We start from the raw sequence: 20613 nt of genomic DNA, 5'->3' as shown, positions 1-20613 counted from the left end.
ATTGATGACCTCAGCACCGCAACTGCTTGCGGCACTCACCGATTGCCTGCGGCTACTTGCCGACTATGACGAGCATCCAGGCGAAGAAGGTGACGCCTACCGGAATGGACTTGCTGCCATTTATGCGGCGACAGGGAGGCTTGTATGAGCGATCACATTATCGAGATCAACGAAGACGAGTTTGACCAGCGGTTCCCGCTGGTCTCGAATCATCTAAATCCCCAAGCAAGCTGGGTTATCGGCGATGGCCCAGGATGCCTCTTTGAAACCTACGGTGAGGAACTGGAATTTGTCCGAGGACAGGACGTCCGGTTTGTCTGGACGCTCATCGACGGCGATTACGGTGACATGTACCTCGTAAGCGGCTTTCATCGCGTCAACCGGGTTGGCTATCTCGTCAGCCGCACACCAGTTCCGGAAGGCCACTTTATACAGGTGCTTCTTCCAATGCCGACTGTTGAGAACGAGCCATAAACGGCACGGCTCTGAACACCGCAAACGCCCCGCTTGCGATGCGGCATTCGCGAGACGTGAGGGCGTTCAGCGACGGAGCGACAACCGCTCCGAAATAGCGGCTGCAAGCAGCGTATCAGCCAACGAATCCGAATCCGGCAACAGGTCGGATTCGGATGCCGCTTTCCCTTAAACAGCGAGCCTTGCGAGCCGTCCAAAAAAGCATCGTCAGACGTGATGATGCTGTAAGAATCCTGAGAAAAAAGCCATCAGAATACCGCATGAAAGTTGAAGAATGAAATGGCGGAATTCTGAGCAAGCAAAGCAATCAAAAATGTTCAGGCGTCTTCCCTATGCACTGCATAGGAGGAATTTCCCGGGGAAATTCGCGGTCAGACGCCTGTTTCACGGACGCGCAAGCCGCCCAGATCTGACTTGTCGGCTCCCAATTTCCAGGTGCGTCGATTGGCCACCATGCCCTCTTGACTCTCTTGAGTGGGCAGCATCAGGAGCCACAGTGGCAGCATTGGCTTGATACAATCAGGAGATCGTTGCCTTGCTGCCAGGACTTGGGGGACATCGTCGATTCGGGATAGGAAATCTTTCCTCTCGATGGACATCAGAAAAGAGGAAACACCATGAAAGCGTTTATCGTCGATCGTTATGGAAGCAACGAAGTTGTTCGGGCTGGCGAAATGCCGGAACCGGAGTTGAGAGACGATGACGTCCTGGTGCAGGTTCACGCGGCCAGTGTCAACCCCGTCGATTTCAAGATCCGAAAGGGACAGCTCAAGTTGATTTTGCCTCTTCGCTTTCCGTTCATTCTGGGCAATGATCTCGCCGGTGTCGTCGTTCAAGTCGGACCTGCGGTACGGCGATTCCATCCCGGCGATGAAGTCTATGCACGGCCGCCCAAAGATCGAATTGGAGCTTTTGCGGAACGGATTGCGATCCGGGAAGATGCCGTGGCGAAGAAGCCGGAAAAACTCACGATGGAAGAAGCGGCTTCGATCCCGCTGGTGGGCTTAACCGCGTGGCAGGCACTGGTGGAGAGAGCCAATCTGAAGCCGGGGCAGAGCGTTCTCATTCAGACAGGTTCCGGCGGTCTGGGAACCTTTGCGATTCAACTGGCCAAGCATCTGGGAGCCACCGTCGCCACGACGACCAGCACGGCAAATGTCGATTGGGTGAAGCGTCTTGGTGCCGATCTTGTCATCGATTACAAAAGTGAGGATTTCTCCAAACTGCTGCACGATTATGATGTGGTGCTGGATACTCTGGGTGACATGAAAACGCTCACAGAATCCCTGCGCGTGCTGAAACCTGGCGGTCAGCTCATCTCGGTTTCCGGTCCGCCTGACCCGGATTTTGCGAAAGAGATGGGGGTAAACTGGATACTGGGATTCGCCATGCGGCTGTTAAGCTGGCGAATCCGGAAACGAGCGAAACAGCATCAGGTGAGCTATTCGTTTCTGTTCATGCGAGCCAGCGGCGACCAGTTACGCGAAATCGCCTCGCTCATCGATTCCGGGATCATCCGTCCCGTGGTCGATCGCGTCTTTCCCTTTGAATTGACCAAAGAGGCGTTGGCCTACGTCGAAACAGGACGTGCGAAAGGCAAAGTCATCGTCAAGGTGCGATAGCGAGTCAGCCAATCGCAGGGGTTCACGGCGAGCGTGTTCGGCAAAGCCACCCGCCAAGCGATTGACAGTCAATCCCTCGACTCCGAACTCATTTGATGGTCCTGAATTCCACCGGCACGATCGTGGGAGCGTGCCTCTGTGAAGGATTGTCCGTACAGAGTCGGACAAATCCGTGTCGAGCCGACACCAGCCGATCTGATTGTTGTGAGCAGTCACAACCAATGAAAGAAAATCTCCTGTTCTCGCAGGCATTTTTGTGCAACGCACAAACACTTGATTTTCTGCCGCTTTCCGTTGTTCCGGTTGTTTGTGAACCCTGTGTTTCTGCGGCTGTTCAGCATTCCAACATGCTGAAACCCGCACTCAGCCTCTTGCGCGAAGGGTTCAAATCGTGTTAATGTCAGTAATAGAGGTGAAGGAATCACCCGCAACGTCATGGAGGACGATATGGCACGTAAACGCACCCCGAAACAAACAACACCCACCGAAACACCAGCACCGGTTCAACCCGAATCGGAACCTCAACTGGCTGAGCCTGCCAGCACCGCTGTTCTGGAACAACCGGCCCTGGAACCCATGGAACAACAACCCTCTTTTGTCGAACGCATCCAACAGCAACGGGGCCGAACCGTTGCCGCTGATCCGTTTGGGATTGCCGGAGATTATGAAGCGGGCGTCCGGCTGTTCGAGAGCCGTCGGAACCGCTTCATGGCGATTAAGTTCGAGGAAAAGCCCAGCCCGGAGGTACTCGATCTGGTGAAATCCACCGGATATCGCTGGAACTCCCGCGACTTCATGTGGACTCGCCCCATTGAACCCGATTCGGCGATGACCACCCGCATTGAGGCTGAGCGACTGTATCAGGAAGTCCGCACCCTGGTCCGGCAGGCCAAAGGCATCGATGCCGGCCAGGAAATTCCCTTCTGAGAGGAGTTCGTCGGAGGCATGGCAGGTCCGTATGCGCTCATTCCACATTCCGGTTCATCATGATTTGCCGCTTGCCAAGCGGACCATTTCCTGCGAATCATCGTCCACGGGAAAGCATGACCGGCAACCCGGAGGCGGGGCGAACAGCTCCGAGTGTTGCTAAGGATGGCCCGGAAGCCGCCGGGATGGCGAGGCCCCACACTCTTTCCCGATACCTCGGACGAGACGACCGAGCCGAAACAGGAATTACGCCCACAACCGCAAGGAGCTGACCATGCAATACAAGACCATCGTCATGGAAATGTTGGAGTTTCGGACGGAAATCAAGAACCAGTTGCCCAAGGACAGCGATCCGCTGGAGACTCTGGACCGCCTCGCGCTGGAACTGAAGAGCCTCCACGAAATGTACCAGGAACAACTCGCTCAGTCACGGAGCGACAGCCATCCCAATCAAATCTCTTCGGAAGCCTTGGAGATGGCCTTGCAAGAGCTGGAAGATCGTTTACTGCCCGTATCGCCAGTGGACGAACCCGAAGTGTTCTCCCTCGACAGGGCCATGGCGTTCCTCCGCCGTCACACACCGAAAAAGTAAGAGCCGAACGACAACGGCAATCGCTGTTCGATTTCTTTTCCGACGATTCTCCTCAGCCGTCCGCCCCGCCTGGGGCCATTTCTGACGGCACGCTACCCAGCCCGCCGGGCCGCACCAGCGGAAACCCGGTTCCCCCTGAAGGTCTCCCCCCAGTTTCCGCTGGCACGGTCGCTCCGCGAGCAGAGCCCCGGCTGAAGGCTGGGTCGTCTTCCGGCCGTCAGGCCCCCGATAGCGGGCCGGAAACGCCAGAAGGAGACCACGCTATGAATAGCGCACAACTCAAATCGACACTCGAAGCACTGGCCGGGAAACCGGACCCGACCCTCGCACTTCACCGCGCCCGCGATCAACTCCCGAGACCCGCCCCCGGTATGGCCAGCGGCGAGAAGTCCAAAGCCCGCGACATTATCGCCGCGATACGCACGCTGAAGGCTGTTGAGCGGGAACGGCGTCCAGCATCTTCCGAAGAAAAACAGACACTTGCCCGGTTTTCCGGATTCGGCCCGGTCGCCCTCTCGATTTTTCCGGAACCCGTCAGCGGGCGTTACAAGGACGCCGGCTGGCAGGCACTGGGGGAGGAGTTGAAATCTCTCCTCACCCCAGACGAATACGACAGCGCTAAACGCACCACGTTTAATGCCTTCTACACGTCGCCAACCGTCATCGGGAGTATCCATGATGCCATACACCGGTTGGGTATTTCGGACGAAGCCACGATCCTGGAACCCGGCTGCGGTATCGGCAACTTCATGGGCCACGGTCAGCCGGGTCAGCGTTTCATCGGTGTTGAACTGGATTCGATCTCTGGCCGGATCGCACGGGCGATTCATTCCCAGCATGACATCCGCATCGAGAGTTTCCGGGACACGAAATTACCCGATGGGGGTATCGATGCTGCGATCGGCAATGTGCCGTTCTCTGATCTCAAACTGGATTACCACGGCCAAAAACTCTCCCTGCACGATTATTTCTTTGCCAAATCGGTTGATGCCCTTAAGCCAGGCGGCGTGCTCGCACTGGTGACTTCGCATTACACGCTCGACAAGCAGAACGCCGCGATCCGTGAGTACCTCGCCGACAAAGCGGATTTCATAGGCGCGATCCGCCTCCCCTCGGATGCGTTCAAACGTGAAGGCACCGCCGTCGTCACCGACATCGTGTTTCTTCGGAAGCGTGACCGGGGCGAACCGGCCCGCCATATCGATCCCAACTGGCTGGGGGTCGCCCCGCTGGAGATCGATGGCGCAGAGGTCTCCGTCAACCGCTACTTCCTGAACCATCCCGAAATGGTCCTGGGTAACTGGTCCCGCAAGGACACGCTCTACGGCGGTGAAGGTTTTAGTGTGGAAAGTAACGGCGAGCTGGCCTCGCAATTGAAGCAAGCCATTGGCCAACTTCCCAAATTCAATCCGATTCAGCCATCGAAGGCTACCGAATCATCAATTCCAGCTTTCATCCCACCGCCGCCCGAACGCCATATTAACGAGGGGAGTTTCTTCGTCGGCAATGATCGCATCATTTACCAGCTCGACGGTGGCCAGGGTGTCCCCGTTGTCTACAGCGGCACGCAGCTCAAGTCCGACGGCACGATGACCGGCAAGCGTCTGGCTGCCCTGATCGAACTACGTGATAAATCCCGCCGCGTCCTGCAATCCCAGAACGAAGGCTGGCCCGATGAACACCGTGAGCAGGCCCGCCGCGAACTGAATCGCACCTATGACCGCTTTGTGATGGCCTACGGGCCAATCAACAAGACCACGTTCAGCGTGACCAAGGACGGCACGACCATCCGTCGGATGCCGAACCTGGTCAAATTCAAGGAAGACCCGGACGCGATGCTCGTCATGTCGCTGGAGGACTATGACGAAACGACCGGCCAGGCGACCAAAGCCGCGATCATGTCTCGCGATGTGGTCGGCAAGACACCCCCCGTTACCCAAGTCCGCAGCGCCGAGGAAGGGTTGCTCGTGTCGCTCAACCAGCATGGCAGTGTTTATCTCGATTACATCGCTCAGCTTTACGGCAAGCCGAAAAGCCAGGTGATCGAGGAACTCGGCGACCTGATCTTCCAAGAGCCGGAAACTGGCAAGTGGGAGACGGCCGACGCTTATTTATCGGGCAATGTCCGCGACAAGCTCGCTGTTGCGGAGCGGGCCGGTCCCCAATATGCCCGCAATGTCAGTGCTTTACGAGAGGTCCAGCCCGAAGACGTCTTGCCCGGCGACATCGACGCGAATCTGGGCGCGCCGTGGATACCGGAATCCGACATCCAGGCATTCGCCGCTGATTTGTTTAAGGTTGATCCGACCTCCGTGCCGGTCGCCCATTTGAAGAAAGATGCCGTCTGGAGTCTGGATGCGGGTTATGCCGCCAAAGCTTCGGTTGCGGCCACATCCGAGTTTGGTACGGCCCGTGCCAACGGCACCTGGCTGTTGGACCTCGCCCTCAACATGAAGTCGCCGACGATCTACGACACGATCAACCACGGCGACCGTGAGGAACGGGTTGTCAACCAGGAAGAAACGATGGCGGCCCGCGAGAAGCAGAAGCTCATCAAGGAGCGTTTCCGCCAATGGGTGTTCGCTGATCCTGATCGGACGGAACGACTTGTTCGGATTTACAACGACAACTTCAACAACATCCGCCTTCGCCAGTTCGACGGCTCTCACCTCGACTTCCCCGGCATGAACCAGGCATTGTCGCTGCGGCAGCATCAGAAGGATGCCGTCTGGCGCGGGATGAGCTGCGGCAACACACTGCTGGCCCATGTCGTCGGCGCTGGCAAGACGTTCACGATGGCCGCGACCGGCATGAAAATGAGGCAGGCCGGGCTGATTCATAAGCCGATGTACGTCGTTCCCAATCACTTGCTGGAACAGTTCGCCCGCGAGTTCATGCAGCTCTATCCCAATGCCAAACTGCTGGTGGCATCCAAGGAAGATTTGACCAAGGAACGCCGCAAGATGCTGACGGCCAAGATCGCTTCGGGCGAGTGGGACGGGATCGTCGTGACCCATTCCAGTTTTGAACGGATCGGAATGTCGAAGGACTATCAGGAACAATTCCTCCGCGAGCAGATCGCCGAGTACGACCAACTCCTGATCGAACACGCCGCCCAGAAGGGAACGAGCCGTAACCTCATCAAAACCATCGAGAAGCAGAAAGCAGCCCGCGCCGAGAGGCTCAAAAACCTGTTGGCGGAAGACAAGAAGGATGACGGGCTGGTGTTCGACGAACTCGGTGTTGATCACGTCTTTATCGACGAGGCCCATTACTTCAAGAACTTAGAAACGCCAACCAAGATGGATCGCGTCGCCGGCATTCAGACTAGTGGCAGCGAACGGGCCTTCGATGTGTTTATGAAAGCCCGTTATCTCGACGAGCAGCACGCCGGCCACGGCGTCACTTTTGCGACCGGCACGCCGATTTCCAACACGATGGTCGAGATGTACACGATGCAGCGGTTCCTCGATCCGCGCGGGCTTCGCAGCCGGGGCATCGAGCATTTCGACGCCTGGGCCGCCACGTTTGGCGAGGTTGTGGACACGATGGAGATTTCGCCGGATGGCGGGGGCTTACGCCAGCGTTCGCGCTTTGCGAAGTTCACCAACCTGCCGGAACTCCAGCAGATGTTCCGGGCGTTCTCGGACGTGCAAACGGCGGAGATGCTGAACCTGCCACGCCCCAAGCTCAAGGGTGGTAAGCCTATCGTGATCGCCTGCCCAATGTCCGACGAGCAGCAGGAACTCCAACAGGAGTTGGTCGAGCGTTACGAACGCATCCGGTCAGAAAAGATTGATCCCCGCATCGACAACGCCCTGGCGATCACCACCGATGGTCGCAAGCTGGCGACCGATGCCCGCATGCTCTCGGCCTCGGCTCCCGACTTCCCGGAATCGAAGATCAACAGGCTCGTGGAAAATGTGGTGGATGTCTGGAAGGAATCCACACCAACCCGTGGAGCGCAAATGATCTTTGCAGACATGGGAGTGAATTCTACCCCGTGGGGGTACTCACCCTATGAGGAAATCATCAAGAAATTACACGCCGGGGGTATCCCGCGTGAGCAGATCGCCGCGATTGGTGAGGCCGAGTCCGACGCCAAGAAGCAGGCCCTGTTCGAGAAGGTCCGGCAGGGTTCTGTGCGAGTGCTGATTGGTAGCACGCAGAAAATGGGCACTGGCACCAATGTCCAGAAACGGTTGATCGCCCTGCATCACCTCGATGCCCCGTGGAAGCCTGCCGAGGTTGAGCAACGCGATGGCCGCATCCTCCGGCAGGGGAACGAGAACCCGGAAGTTGCTATCTATCGATACGTCACCGAACAAAGCTTCGACGCCTATATGTGGCAGGCGCTGGAAACAAAGGCCCGGTTCATCGGCCAGGTCATCACTGGCGACAACGCCGCCCGTCGCGCCGAAGATATCGGCAGCCAGGAACTTTCCTATGCCGAGGTCAAGGCGATTGCCTCCGGCAACCCGGCCGTGCTCACGCTGGCCGAAGCCGACGCCGAGTTACAACGCCTCACCCTGCTCAAGAAGAATCATCTCGACGAACAATATGTCGCCCGCCGCAGCGTCCGCGATCTACCCGACCGCATCAACAACCTGAACGACCGACTGGCGAAGCTCACCGCCGATGGGGCGACCGCCACAGACCACGCCAGTGATCCCATTGCCATCGGCAAGCATCCGCTGGCCCGTGATGACGTGACAGCCGTTCTTGGTAAACGGCTGGACGTCCTGCCTTTTTCTGTCCGTGAGCCGACGCGGGTGCCCATCGGCATTTATCGTGGTCTGGCGTTTGGGGTCATTGTCCATCCGAATTTTCCACCGGATGTCTATCTGGAAGGGGCGATCACCCGGACATCCAGCCTTTCAAAAGAACATCAAGGCCCACGAGCTGTTCTCAACGCTCTGGAACGCATCGCCACCGGCTATGCCTCGGAGACCGTCCGCATCCGACAAGACCTATTGATTGCCGAGTCGCAGCTCCGCGACTATCAGGCCCGCTTAGGCAAACCCTTTTTGCTAGAAGCATATCTATCAGAACTCACTGAACTACGGGACCAGCTCAAGGCGAAGCTATCGGCATCAGGGCAAGAATCCGCAGACAGCAAAGGGCCAGCCACACCCGCACTGGCCGAGCGAATCAAGGCTCTCAAGGCTGCTAACACTCTTGAGGACATGCCGCAGCGATCTGAACGCAAGCAGTCCAGGGCAGAGGAACCAATCACCGCCCGCATCCGCCGCCGACAGGAGACACATGCTGTGTCGGCCAGGTCGGCGAACAGGAATTTGCAACTGAAGTGCAGCAACGGGAATTTCAGGATTCACTCGACAAGCCGCTAATGACATTTCAGGATCGTATCTTACGCGAGCGCCAATGGAGAGACGATGGCGAAGGCCAAAGTCCGCAGTAAGACCGTGGGGGCAGGCTTCGGGAGAGTCCCTCGGAATCCACCGCTCAGCAATGAACGGCTCCCACATCGAAATTGCGGTGACAATCACGTTGCTGACTGTCCAACCAGATTCGCCAGCAACCTTCACTTTGCCGGTTCCAACGAATCTGTCGGATGTCTGATTCGATTTCCCCGGATTCAGAGAACACCGGCAATTGTTGCTCAATCTGGTCACTCCAATGACCGATCACGACTAAAGACGATTTTCACACAATTGCTCGATCATCTCATGGAGGGAATGGATTCCCGTGAGCACGCGACTGCGAAGCTTGATGGCAGGTTTGTTGCTACTGACAGTACTCTGTCAGTCAGCCTTGCCATGTGGCTGCGCAAAGTGCGGCATCGCGATGGAGCGATCTACAGCGGCCTGCGGATGCCCAGCTTGTGATGGTGATCAATGCCAGGATCATCACCACCAAAGCGATACGGCAGATTGCAATTCGGCTTCACAAGCTGCCTGCTGTCACTGCCCTCATGAGCCGCAAGACTCCTGCCCAGATTCGCAGGAATCAACTTGTCGTCGGCTGGTCGTGTTCCTTTCTGGATCAGGATCAGAACTTCAGCTTGCCGTCAGCGGGGCGATTGCATTCGGCTGGCAGCCCGTCTTTTTTACAGACGCAAGTGTCAATCTCCAGCACTTTCTGACACGTGCAGAGAGAGATTTTTGTACCTTTGAATCGCCTCAATTGACAGGCTGCGTCCGTCTCCAGGTTTAGGTTGAAGCCCATCGCGATCTCGATTCACGATGTGTACTTCACCTCGCCTTTCCCTGGAGATATTCTCATGTCTAGCAGACTGTTTGTCGCTATTGTTGGACTTGTTTTCGTTCAATTCTGTGGCTGTCAAGGAACTCGTGGCAAGCTCGCCGCACGCTCGTCGCCGGAAATCCAGGTCTCGGCAGAGACCGTTCGTCGCGCCCCACTGCCCACAGACAACCGACTTGGGGAGTCATCTCCCGCTGACATCGTCGCTGCCAAACAACCCTCCATCGAACTCACAGCGGGCGAAGCGGGACCAGCACCCACTCTTGCGGAAGTGCCCATTCCAGACTCTCCCTCGCTCGCTCCCGGCGAAGTCATCACCTCGTGGACTCTCGCCAGCTTGGAATCCACCGCTCTGGCGAATAACCCGTCCATTCGACAGGCGTCGTCATCGGCTCACAAAGCGATCGGGTTCCGAGACCAAGTCGGTAAAAAGCCGAATCCCATCGTCGGCTATAACGGGACCCAACTTGCTGACCGAGGAACCGATCAACATACCGTCTTTGTCGAGCAGCAAGTTGTTCTTGGCGACAAGCTTTCCCGGAATCAGGAGGTCCTGAACCAGGAAGTCCAATCCCAGTTGTGGGAAGTGGAAGCCCAGCGTTATCGCGTCCTCACGGATGTTCGTCAGAGATACTATGAAGCCCTGGCCGCACAGCGACGTTTGGCGCTCACCAAGGAGTTTCATGTGATCGCGCAGAAGGGGGTGGATGTTGCCAAGGCACGCCTGGAGGCCAAAGAAGGCTCAACGCCTGAAGTCCTGCAAGCGGAAATTCAACTCAATCAGGTCGAGGTTCAGCGCCGTCAGGCCGAGGCGGCATTCCGGGGAGCCTGGAAGCAACTGATGGCCGTCACCGGTCTCCCGGGAACTCTCCCCGGAGCGTTGGAAGGGGCTCTCCCGAGCCAGGTGACAGTGGAAGATTTGCAACTGGTGACGAGTCAAACATTGGCCGCCAGCCCCGAATTACAGGCAGCCCAAGCCCGTGTCAGTCGGGCGCGGGCAAATATCGGGCGACAGGAAGTTCAAGCCATTCCGAACCTGACCTTCATGCTGGGCGGTGGCGTTGATCGAGGGACGAATTCCGGAATGATCAATACTCAAGTCGGCTTGCCCCTCCCGATTTACAACCGCAATGAGGGAAATATTTCTGCGGCGCAGGCCGAATTCAGCCGGGCGTGCGAGGAGGTGCGACGCATTGAGCTCTCGATCGAGTCGCGGATTGCACAGGCAGGACAGGAATTCGAATCTGCTGCGGCCGCTGTCGAACAATATCAACAAGTGACTCTTCCCAAAGCCGAAGAGGCGCTCGGGCTTACCGAACAGGCTTATTCCGCTGGAGAGTTTGAGTTTCTGCAAGTCCTCATCGTGCGGAAGACCTACTTCGATGCCAATCTGGAATATGTCCTCTCGCAGAAGAATCTGGCACTCGCGGAAACCTACTTGCAGGGAATGGTGCTTTCCGGTGGATTGGACAACACACGGGATACGGACATCGGCTCGGGCCTGCGCGATCAAAGTCTCAGCGGCGAGTAACAAACAAGACGAACAGACGTGGCAAGCTTCCATTCGTGAGGGGATGTGGCGGCTGCGGCTGGAAGTTTGGAACCCACGTCACCGTGTCTTGCAACCAGTCGAGGCCCGTTCAGAACTCGATTCCCGCACGAATTTTCAGCGATTTTTCAAGAGAAAACCGCCATTGACCCGATAACCCAGATATTCGATAATGTCATGTTTTAGCTGGCTGTGGCTTCGTTCTCGGCAGCGACAGAAGGGGCGGACGACCTAAAAATGAGCGGCAATGTTGTCAGTTTGATTGCACTCATCCCAATGCTGATTCACAGCATTTTTGGGTGCTGCTGGCATCATGCCCATTCACATGCGGGTCATGATCATGTCGTCGCGGTCGTGATCGACGGCGATTTGTCGCTGGATCATGCTCACGCAGGCCATTCGAGCTGTCCGTCTCATGGCTCGCCTGCATCTGGCGGAGAAAGCCATTCCGACGATCATCCGGCTGAGTCTCCTTGTGAGGAAGATCGTTGCGTCTACAGCGGGATGGTGACGACGGTGGTCCCGCAGTTTTTCAGTCTTGAAATGTGGGGACCAACCCAGTTTGTTTTGGCCGACCTGCAGGTTGTGCAGCAATCTCAGTTAACGGCCTGGGGTGAATTGCGCGACTGGTCGTTCTCGCATTCTGCGCGAGAACGCCGTGCGCTCACCCAAGTCTGGCTGATCTAAGCCACCTCTCTCGGCGACCTGCTGTCGCCTTTTTCTTGCTGACGATTGACAGGAACCACGGCCTCGTTGCGTCCTGTCGGTGGTCATTCTTCCCATTCCTTGCACCAGCATCACTGCGCTGAGATTGCGCGCAGGCCTGCGTCCCGATGAGGGGGCCTTATGAAGCTCAAAGTACCGTTCCGCAGCATTTCCGTAGGTTGGCTGTGGCTGTCCGGGGTGATCGTTCTCGTGGGAATTGGGGGATTCACCTTCAACCGCTGGTGGCCCGTCGCACAGGACTGGGTCCGAAATACGATCGCGGCTCAAAAGAAGGAGAATTCGTCGGACGGGCATGCTCACAGCGAAGGTGAAGGTCAGGATGGGCACGACCATGGGGGCCATGCGCATGCCCATGATGAAGGAACCTCGTTGGAGCTGTCACAACAGGCGATGGGGAATGTTGGTCTATCCGAGGACTTCCTCAAGCCGGTGCAACTCGAAACATTTCTGCGCTCGATCACCGTCCCAGCGATCATCGTCGAACGCCCGGGCCGAACGCGAATTCAGGTTTCCACGCCGATGGCCGGAGTCATTACGCATGTGCACGCGGTTCGCGGTGAAGCCATCACCCCCGGAACGCTTCTGTTCGAGATCCGCATCACCGCCGACGAGTTGGTGGCAACGCAGACGGAACTTCTCAAAACCATCGGCGGCATTGATGTCGAGAATCGAGAAATTGCCCGGCTGGAAGAGGTGACCAAGTCGGGAGCCGTCTCCCAGAAAACACTGCTGGAACGGCAATATGCCAAGGACAAGCTGGAAGTCCTGTTGGCGGCCCAGAAAGAAGCGCTCCGGCTCCAGGGATTGTCCGACCGCCAGATCCAGGACATTAGTGTGAATCGACGTCTTCTGCGTGACCTTCAGATCCGGGTACCGGCTCCTGACCAGCACAACGAAGACGAATTGGAACTGACGAATAACAAAGTCTCGCAGGCTGACTATTCTGAAGCAGACCATTCCCAACCGGCGGATGGCCATGACGTGCCACTGCTCATTCTTCAAGACGTGCTGGTCAGCAAAGGGGAACGCGTTCTGGCAGGGACAACGCTGGCGGTCCTTTCAGATATGTCGGAACTGTATCTCGAAGGGCGAGCCTTTGAGCAAGATGCCCGTCTGCTGGCTGCTGCTGCGGCAAACAACTGGAAAGTGACCGCTGTTTTCGAGCAGGGTGGACAGCAGTCCGAGGAAGTCCCGGGACTGGAATTGCTCTATGCGGCGAGTGACGTGAATGTGCAATCCCGCACGCTTCCCTTCTATGTCCGCCTGCCGAACCAGTTGACTCGCGATGTCCCCTCTCCCAACGGGCTGCGTTTCATCGAGTGGAAGTATCGTCCGGGGCAACGATTGCAGCTTCGGGTGCCGGTCGAGGAATGGCAGCAGCAGATCGTGTTTCCCGTGGATGCGATTGCCCAGGAAGGAGCGGAAGCGTTTGTCTTCCAGCAGAACGGAAACCATTTCGATCGCGTGCCGGTCCACGTGATCTATCGCGATCAAGCCTATGCCGTCATCAAGAATGACGGCTCGGTGTTTCCAGGGGATATCGTGGCACAGCGTGGTGCCCACCAGTTGCAGATGGCCCTCAAGAACAAGTCCGGCGGCGGAGCTGATCCGCATGCCGGGCACAATCACTGATCAGGAGCGCCATCATGCTGAATGCCATTATCCGCTTTGCACTGCGTCAACAGATGATCGTCATGGCCCTGGCCGTGTTCCTGATGGGCTACGGGACTTGGCAGGCGCTGCACGCGACCGTCGATGTGTTCCCTGACCTGAACCGGCCGCGCGTGGTCATCATGACCGAGGCTCCCGGCCTCGCTCCGGAAGAAGTCGAAACCCTCGTCACATTTCCCATCGAAACGGCCATTAACGGAGCCAATGGTGTCCAGGCTGTCCGTAGTTCGTCGGGGATTGGAATTTCGGTCATTTATGTCGAATTCGACTGGGGGACCGATATCTACACCGACCGGCAGATCGTCATGGAACGTCTGCAACTCATTCAAGACCGGATGCCCGCCGGTGTCCTGCCGACTCTCGCTCCCATTTCCTCTGTCATGGGGCAGATCCTCATGCTCGGCATGTGGAGTGATGGCGGTGTGACTGATCCCGTCGAACTCCGCACGCTGGCCGACTGGGTCGTCCGACAGCGTCTGCTGACGGTTCCGGGTGTGTCGCAGGTCTTCACCATGGGCGGGGGACGAAAGCAGTTTCAGGTGCTTGTCGACCCGGATGCCCTGTTGCGATATGGCGTGACACTGCAACAGGTCAAACAGGCGGTCGTCGACAGCAATGAAAACGCCACGGGAGGCTATCTCGATCAGCAGGGGCCCAATGAACTCCTGGTGCGGGCGTTGGGCCGGATTCAGACAATCGACGATTTGCAAAAGGTGGTCGTCACAATTCGCGATGATCAACCGATCGCACTGGCTCAGATCGCCAAAGTCGTGGAAGGACCACAGGTCAAACGGGGCGACAGCAGCGTTTTTGTCAGAAGAAACAGCGAGAATTCGAGCCCCAATTCTTCGCCCCGAGCTTTGGAGGACTTTTCAGGCGGACCTGCGGTGGTCCTCACCATCAACAAGCAGCCCGGGGCGGACACACGCCTCATCACCGAAAACATTCTGAAAGCAGTCGAAGAACTGAAATCGGGATTGCCGCCAGACATTCGCATTCAACCGACCTATTCCCAAAAGGATTTTATTGACCGGGCCATCGAGAATGTGATCGAGGCCCTCCGGGATGGCGGGATTCTCGTCGTCATCATCCTCTTTCTGTTCCTGATGAACTTCCGCACGACGTTCATCACGTTTACAGCCATTCCACTTTCGCTGGCACTGACAGCCGTGGTGTTCTCGATCTTCGGGTTGTCGATCAACACGATGACGCTGGGGGGACTGGCGATTGCCATCGGGGAACTGGTCGACGATGCCATTGTGGACGTGGAAAACATCTTTCGCCGGTTAAAGGAAAACAGGCACGCCGCGCATCCCAAGCACCCGTTGCAGGTGGTTTTTCAAGCCAGCACCGAGGTTCGGAACTCCGTCGTCTTCGCCACCATTGTGGTGTGCCTGGTCTTCATTCCGTTGTTCGCCCTGTCCGGGATGGAAGGAAAGTTGTTCACTCCCCTGGGCGTGGCCTACATCGTGTCGATCGCGGCGTCGCTGCTGGTGTCGCTGACGGTCACTCCCGTGCTCTCCTACTGGCTGCTGGGAAATGCCAAGCTCATGGACCATGACCAGGACGGCTTCGTCCTGCGAAATCTCAAATGGGTCGCCGACAAGGTGATCCGTTTCAGCCTGACATTTCCCCGGCTGAATCTCACCGTGACTCTGGTCATGGTCGCGATTGCCGGATTGTTCGTTGCGAACCTTGAGAAGGATTTTTTACCGCCGTTCAACGAAGGGACGATCCAGCTCAACGTCGTCTTGCCGCCGGGAACCTCACTGGCGACATCCAACGAGATCAACCACAAGGTCGAACAGCGTTTGCAGGCCATCGAAGACATCGACTCCTTTTGCCGACGGACCGGTCGTGCCGAACTGGATGAGCACGCCGAGGGGGTCAACATGAGTGAATATCTGATTGAACTCGACCCCGAGTCGCCGCGCAGCCGGGAAGAACTGCTCAATGAGATTCGGGAAGCCATGGCAGACATTCCCGGCATCGTCACAGCCGCCGAACAACCGATTGCCCACCTGATTTCGCACATGATCTCCGGCGTCAAGGCGCAGGTCGGAATCAAGATCTACGGCGACGATCTCGACGTTTTACGCCGCAAAGCCGAGGAAATGCTGTCAGCAATGAAATCGGTCCCTGGAGTCAAAGACCCGTTGGTCGAGCCGCAGGTCATCATTCCGCAACTGCGGATCGAGGTCGATCGAGACAAGCTGCTGATCAATGGGTTGTCGGTGAGCGATGTCAACGAATTCATCGCGACGGCTATGAACGGTGAGGTCGTCTCCGAAGTGCTGATCGGCCAGCGGCAATTCGATCTGCTGGTCCGACTCAACGAAAACGCCCGGGAAGACCTGAATGCCCTGAAGCGACTGACGATCGATCTGCCCGAAGGAGGACAGATTCCTTTGGAGTCAGTCGCCAAGATCTACCAGTCGGGTGGCCCCAACACGGTCAACCGCGAGAATGTCCGCCGTCGCGTCGTGTTGCAGTGCAATGTCTCCGATCGCGGCGTCGTGGATGTCGTGCAGGATATTCAGCGGAAAGTCGCTCCAACGATTGCCAGTCTCCCGGAAGGATATTTCGTCGAGTACAGCGGGCAGTTTGAGAGCCAGCAATCGGCCAGTCGGCTGATTGCAGTGCTGTTCATGATCTCGCTGATGGGGGTCTTTCTGGCACTGTACTCGATGTTCCGATCCGTCAATCTATCACTGCAAGTCATGACCGCTCTCCCGATGGCGTTCATTGGCTCCGTGGTCGCGCTGGTCATCACCGGGCAAACGCTGACGATTGCTGCCATGGTGGGCTTCATTTCGCTCACCGGGATTGCGTCCCGGAATGGCATCCTTCTCCTGAACCATTACTTGCACTTGGTGCGGTATGAAGGGGAAGACTGGACCAAGGAGATGATCATCCGCGCCGGCCTGGAACGATTGGCTCCGGTCCTGATGACCGCCCTCACGGCGGGGATCGGGCTGGTCCCACTGGTGCTGGCAGCCAATGAGCCCGGCAAAGAGATTCTCTACCCAGTGGCAACCGTCATTCTGGGAGGAGTCATCAGCTCGACGCTGCTCGACTTCTTCGTTCACCCGGCCCTGTTCTGGTTATTCGGATTGAAATCGGCAGCCCGCGTCGTGGGGGAATCTCAGGAAGAGATTCCCTTGGTGGAACACGATGAGATTGCCCATTCCCCTTTACCAAGTGCCAACACCAGCACGACAACATCCCTCGTCCATTGAATTCAACAGTAGTCACCCGTTGTGAGTTTGATCTCACATGCCAATACCGCGATTCGTCTGGTGGTATTGGCAGGATTAAACAAACCAGACGAATTTCACGAAAGTTAGATCGATGCGTACTCTCTGTTTGACACGTTGGAGACTGGTTCTCCAAGTCGCCCCCGCCCTCCTGTCCGTAAGTCTCTGGACCGGCGTTGTCACTGCGGATGGACCAGGACGTGCTTCGGCCCCATCCGCAGCGAAGGACGAACACGGCCACGAACATCCATCCGAAGGGCCCCACCACGGGGATCTCGTTGAACTCGGTAAGGAGGAATACCACGCCGAGATTGTTCATGGAAAAGAGGGAAAGATCACCATTTACCTGCTGGACCATGAAGCCAAGAAATCCGTGCCCACCGAGGCCAAGCAAGTCATGATCAACCTGGTGCATCAGGGGAAAGCCGAGCAATACAAGCTGCCGGCGGCTCCGGACAAGGGAGACCCTGCGGGGAAGACGAGCCGTTTTAGCCTCACGGACAAACATCTCGCCGAGGACCTGGATGCTGATGGCAGCATGGCAAAACTCGTGATCACGATCAACGGGAAGCAGTACACCGGCAAGATCGCTCATGACCATGATCACGCCGACCATAAGCACTAATGGACAAGTGCTGGTACTGGCCCGGCAACCGCCTTCGTTCACCGAATTCAACGGCAGGAGTCCGTTGTGAGTTTGATTTCGCAAGGAACTGTTTACCCCAAGAAATGGAGTTCGCTATGAAATTTCACGCTTTGTCCCAGATGTGCCTGACGGTCGTCTGTCTGTGGTGTTCGGCCAGCGCAGCCGTGGCTCAACAGCCCGGAGGGACCAGCCCTCTCCAATCCACGCTTGGCCAGTCCGCGCAGTCCGGCAAATTCACGTTCGTCGTGTTCCATCGTGATAGTGGCGAGGCGACTCGGACCTTCCATCAACAAGTCCAAACCGAGTTGACTTCGCACGCGGACAAGACTGTCTTGACGACGGCTCGCGTCGACGACCCCGCCGAGCGGGCGTTGGTGGAAAAACTCGGGATTGCCCGCGCTCCGATGCCGATGGCGGTAGTCATCGCTCCCAACGGTGCCGTCACGGGGCTGTTTCCCAGGGCAATCACCTCGGAGCAGATCGCCGCAGCCATCGTTCCCCCCACGATGATGCAGTGCATGAAGGAACTTCAGAATCAGAAGCTCGTCTTCGTTTGCCTGACGCGGACGGAGCGGGTCGACGTTCCCGAGGGGGTCCGGGCGGTTCAGCAACTCCCGCAGTTCAAAGACCGGATTTCGCTGGTCGGAATGCGTCTCGACGACCCCGCCGAAGCCCGCTTTTATCAGCAGATGAAGCTGAATCCGAACCAGGTGAACGGGCCGTATGCTGTTCTGATCGCGCCTCCCGGGGCACTCATTGGCCACTTCGATACCCAATCCAGTGCCGAGCAGATTGCCGCAGCCATCCATAAAGCCGGGCAGTGCTGCGAAGACGAAAACTGCAAGCACAACCATGCCCCCCAAGCCACCGCACCCGGCAGCAAGCGCCAGTAATCCCACTTCCCATTCACCCTCTGACAGGAGGATTTCAGCATGACGCTGCAATCAATGATCTGGAACGAGCTGCGGTCTCGTCCCTGGGCGGCCTTTTCCAATGGTCTCGCGATTCTGCTGGGAGTCGCCGCCCTGGTCGCGATCCGGCACATCACGGTGGCCTCCGAGCAGGATGTCTCGCGACAACTTTCTCAACTCGGAGCCAATATCCTCGTTTTGCCCCCGGAAGCGACCTTGCAGGATTACTATGCCGCCGATCAGAACAGCGGCACGATTCCCGAGGAGCATGTCTCGGAGATTTACCTGGCAGGGCTGACAGGTGTTGAGCAGGTCTCGCCCCGGCTCAACATCCCCGCCAACCTGGGAGGCATCCCTGTCACGCTGACCGGAATCTTGCCCCAGTCGGAACTGGAAGCCCAGACGACTTGGCAGACCACGACGCTGTTTACCGCTCCCAAAGCCCATGAGGGATGTGAGAAGGCCAAGCTCACGACCGCTCAATTGGATGGGACTGATTCGCTGGTCACGCACCGGGCGATTCAGAACCTCAAGTCCGATGAAGTGGTCTTGGGGGCGGATGTCGCGGGCCGATCCGCGTTTTCCACCGGCGACACCGTGGAACTGCTCGGGAAGTCATTCAAGATCCTCGGCGTTCTTCCGGCAACGGGAACGGTTGACGATTCGCGGGTCTTCGCCCACCTGCATACCGTGCAGGATGCTTCCGGCAGCGGTCCCGTCTGCAATGCCATTGAAGTCATCGGGTGCTGCGAGGATGCGGCGGGAGGACTTGTTCCCGAGCTGCGCAAGCTCTTGCCGAACACCAAAGTCGTCACCATTTCCCAGGTGGTCCAGACGCAAGTCGGCGTCAACCGGCTCATGGCGAATACCTCCTGGTTTGTGCTGGCGGTGCTGGTCATCGTCGGCGGGACGAGCCTCGCGGGAGCCATCACCGCGAATGTCCGGGAACGGCGTCGGGAAATCGGGACGCTCATGGCCTTGGGAGCAACGCCCCGGTTCGTACAGCGCCTGTTCCTCGGAAAGGCCCTGGTTCTCGGTCTGGTGGCGGGGACGTTCGGCTGTCTGGTCGGCTTGATTGTCGCTGTCGCGGCCGGTCCCGCCTGGGCCGGTGTCACTGTTTCAGTTCTTCCCACGACCTCGTTCCTGGCGATTTTGATCGCCACTTGTCTCGCGATCCTCTCCGCCTGGTGGCCGGCACGGAAGGCGGCCACCCTCGACCCATGTCTTTGCTTTCAGGAGGTCTAAGATGTTTCGATTCGAAAACGTAATCAAGCAGTATTCCCGGCGTGGCGAGCAAGTCACAGCATTGGAATGCGAAAACCTTTCCATCGCGAAGGGCGAATATGTCGCGATCGTCGGTCCGAGCGGGAGCGGCAAGACCACCCTGCTGTCTCTGATGGGAGGAATGTTGTCTCCCACGGCCGGACAGGTCTGGCTGGAGGACACGTCAATTTACGAATTGCCCGCCGCCGCACGCTCCGCTTTGCGGAGCCAGCAGATGGGATTCGTCTTTCAGACGTTCAACCTGATTCCCTACCTGACAGCAGTGCAAAACGTGCAGATCCCGCTTTGTCTGCTCAGGCAGGATCGGACAGAGCAGGAACGCCGCGCTGCGGACATGCTCAACCGGTTTGGTTTAGGAGGACGGCTGCACCATCGCCCGGCGGAACTCAGTGTCGGGCAACAACAGCGTGTCGCGCTCGCCCGGACGCTGGTGAATGATCCCCAAATCATTCTCGCGGATGAGCCGACGGGGAATCTTGATCCGGAAAGTCGAGAAACGGTTCTTGGTGCCTTTGACACCGCGCACCGGGAAGGACGCACCGTGATCACGGTGACACACGATCCGGTTGCCGCCAGCCGGGCCTCGCGCACGCTCACGCTCCGGCAGGGTGTCCTTCAGAGCTGCGAAACCATCCCGGTTCGACAACGCCAGTCCGCATAACGAGCGCAGCCTGTGCGCGCTCATCACCAAGCACAGGGGCGTCCCTGTTATTCACCTCGATAAGGAAA

At 57.6% G+C, this 20613-nt stretch carries 15 protein-coding genes; all 15 read left to right on the top strand.

Features of this window, described 5'->3' with window-relative positions; genetic code table 11:
- The first annotated feature begins 4 nt into the window (after nucleotides 1-4).
- The 15 genes from SH527x_RS05485 to SH527x_RS05415 all read left to right on the top strand — a co-directional run bounded on the left by SH527x_RS05485 (nucleotide 5) and on the right by SH527x_RS05415 (nucleotide 20545).
- Nucleotides 5-148 carry a hypothetical protein gene (locus SH527x_RS05485; protein ID WP_437193649.1) on the top strand — a complete coding sequence of 48 codons (144 nt, stop codon included), beginning with the start codon at nucleotides 5-7 and terminating at the stop codon, nucleotides 146-148.
- Entirely contained in the window at nucleotides 145-474 is a 330-nt protein-coding gene (locus SH527x_RS05480) for a hypothetical protein (RefSeq protein ID WP_437193648.1), read from the top strand. The genes SH527x_RS05485 and SH527x_RS05480 overlap by 4 nt, the downstream gene beginning before the upstream one ends.
- Nucleotides 475-1091: 617 nt before the next feature.
- Nucleotides 1092-2096 carry an NADP-dependent oxidoreductase gene (locus tag SH527x_RS05475; protein ID WP_437193647.1) on the top strand — a complete coding sequence of 335 codons (1005 nt, stop codon included), beginning with the start codon at nucleotides 1092-1094 and terminating at the stop codon, nucleotides 2094-2096.
- 447 nt (nucleotides 2097-2543) lie between these two features.
- Nucleotides 2544-3023, top strand: a complete 480-nt coding sequence (locus SH527x_RS05470) for a hypothetical protein (RefSeq protein WP_437193646.1) — start codon at nucleotides 2544-2546, stop codon at nucleotides 3021-3023.
- A 274-nt stretch (nucleotides 3024-3297) separates the two neighbouring features.
- Entirely contained in the window at nucleotides 3298-3615 is a 318-nt protein-coding gene (locus SH527x_RS05465; RefSeq protein WP_437193645.1) for a hypothetical protein, read from the top strand.
- Between the two features lie 263 nt (nucleotides 3616-3878).
- Entirely contained in the window at nucleotides 3879-8966 is a 5088-nt protein-coding gene (locus SH527x_RS05460) for a DEAD/DEAH box helicase family protein (protein WP_437193644.1), read from the top strand.
- A gap of 45 nt (nucleotides 8967-9011) precedes the next feature.
- Nucleotides 9012-9464 (top strand): hypothetical protein, encoded by a 453-nt coding sequence (locus SH527x_RS05455; RefSeq protein WP_437193643.1) that lies wholly within the window; start codon nucleotides 9012-9014, stop codon nucleotides 9462-9464.
- A gap of 395 nt (nucleotides 9465-9859) precedes the next feature.
- Nucleotides 9860-11371 carry a TolC family protein gene (locus SH527x_RS05450; protein ID WP_437193642.1) on the top strand — a complete coding sequence of 504 codons (1512 nt, stop codon included), beginning with the start codon at nucleotides 9860-9862 and terminating at the stop codon, nucleotides 11369-11371.
- A 255-nt stretch (nucleotides 11372-11626) separates the two neighbouring features.
- A complete protein-coding gene (locus SH527x_RS05445) occupies nucleotides 11627-12076 on the top strand; it encodes a hypothetical protein (RefSeq protein ID WP_437193641.1) in 450 nt (149 codons plus the stop codon).
- 159 nt (nucleotides 12077-12235) lie between these two features.
- Entirely contained in the window at nucleotides 12236-13747 is a 1512-nt protein-coding gene (locus tag SH527x_RS05440; protein WP_437193640.1) for an efflux RND transporter periplasmic adaptor subunit, read from the top strand.
- Between the two features lie 14 nt (nucleotides 13748-13761).
- Complete coding sequence (locus SH527x_RS05435) at nucleotides 13762-17025, top strand: efflux RND transporter permease subunit (RefSeq protein WP_437193639.1); 3264 nt, start codon at nucleotides 13762-13764, stop codon at nucleotides 17023-17025.
- Between the two features lie 112 nt (nucleotides 17026-17137).
- Nucleotides 17138-17668 carry a hypothetical protein gene (locus tag SH527x_RS05430; RefSeq protein WP_437193638.1) on the top strand — a complete coding sequence of 177 codons (531 nt, stop codon included), beginning with the start codon at nucleotides 17138-17140 and terminating at the stop codon, nucleotides 17666-17668.
- A gap of 116 nt (nucleotides 17669-17784) precedes the next feature.
- Entirely contained in the window at nucleotides 17785-18582 is a 798-nt protein-coding gene (locus SH527x_RS05425; protein WP_437193637.1) for a hypothetical protein, read from the top strand.
- Nucleotides 18583-18621: 39 nt separating this feature from the next.
- Nucleotides 18622-19845: an ABC transporter permease gene (locus SH527x_RS05420; protein WP_437193636.1), complete on the top strand. Its 1224-nt coding sequence runs from the start codon at nucleotides 18622-18624 to the stop codon at nucleotides 19843-19845.
- 1 nt (nucleotide 19846) lies between these two features.
- Complete coding sequence (locus SH527x_RS05415) at nucleotides 19847-20545, top strand: ABC transporter ATP-binding protein (RefSeq protein ID WP_437193635.1); 699 nt, start codon at nucleotides 19847-19849, stop codon at nucleotides 20543-20545.
- Nucleotides 20546-20613 lie beyond the last annotated feature (68 nt).

The organism is Planctomicrobium limosum (genome assembly GCF_051465645.1).
Lineage (GTDB): Bacteria > Planctomycetota > Planctomycetia > Planctomycetales > Planctomycetaceae > Planctomicrobium.
The sequence above is the reverse complement of the archived record's forward strand: the minus strand, read 5'-3'. Positions and strand labels throughout refer to the sequence as shown.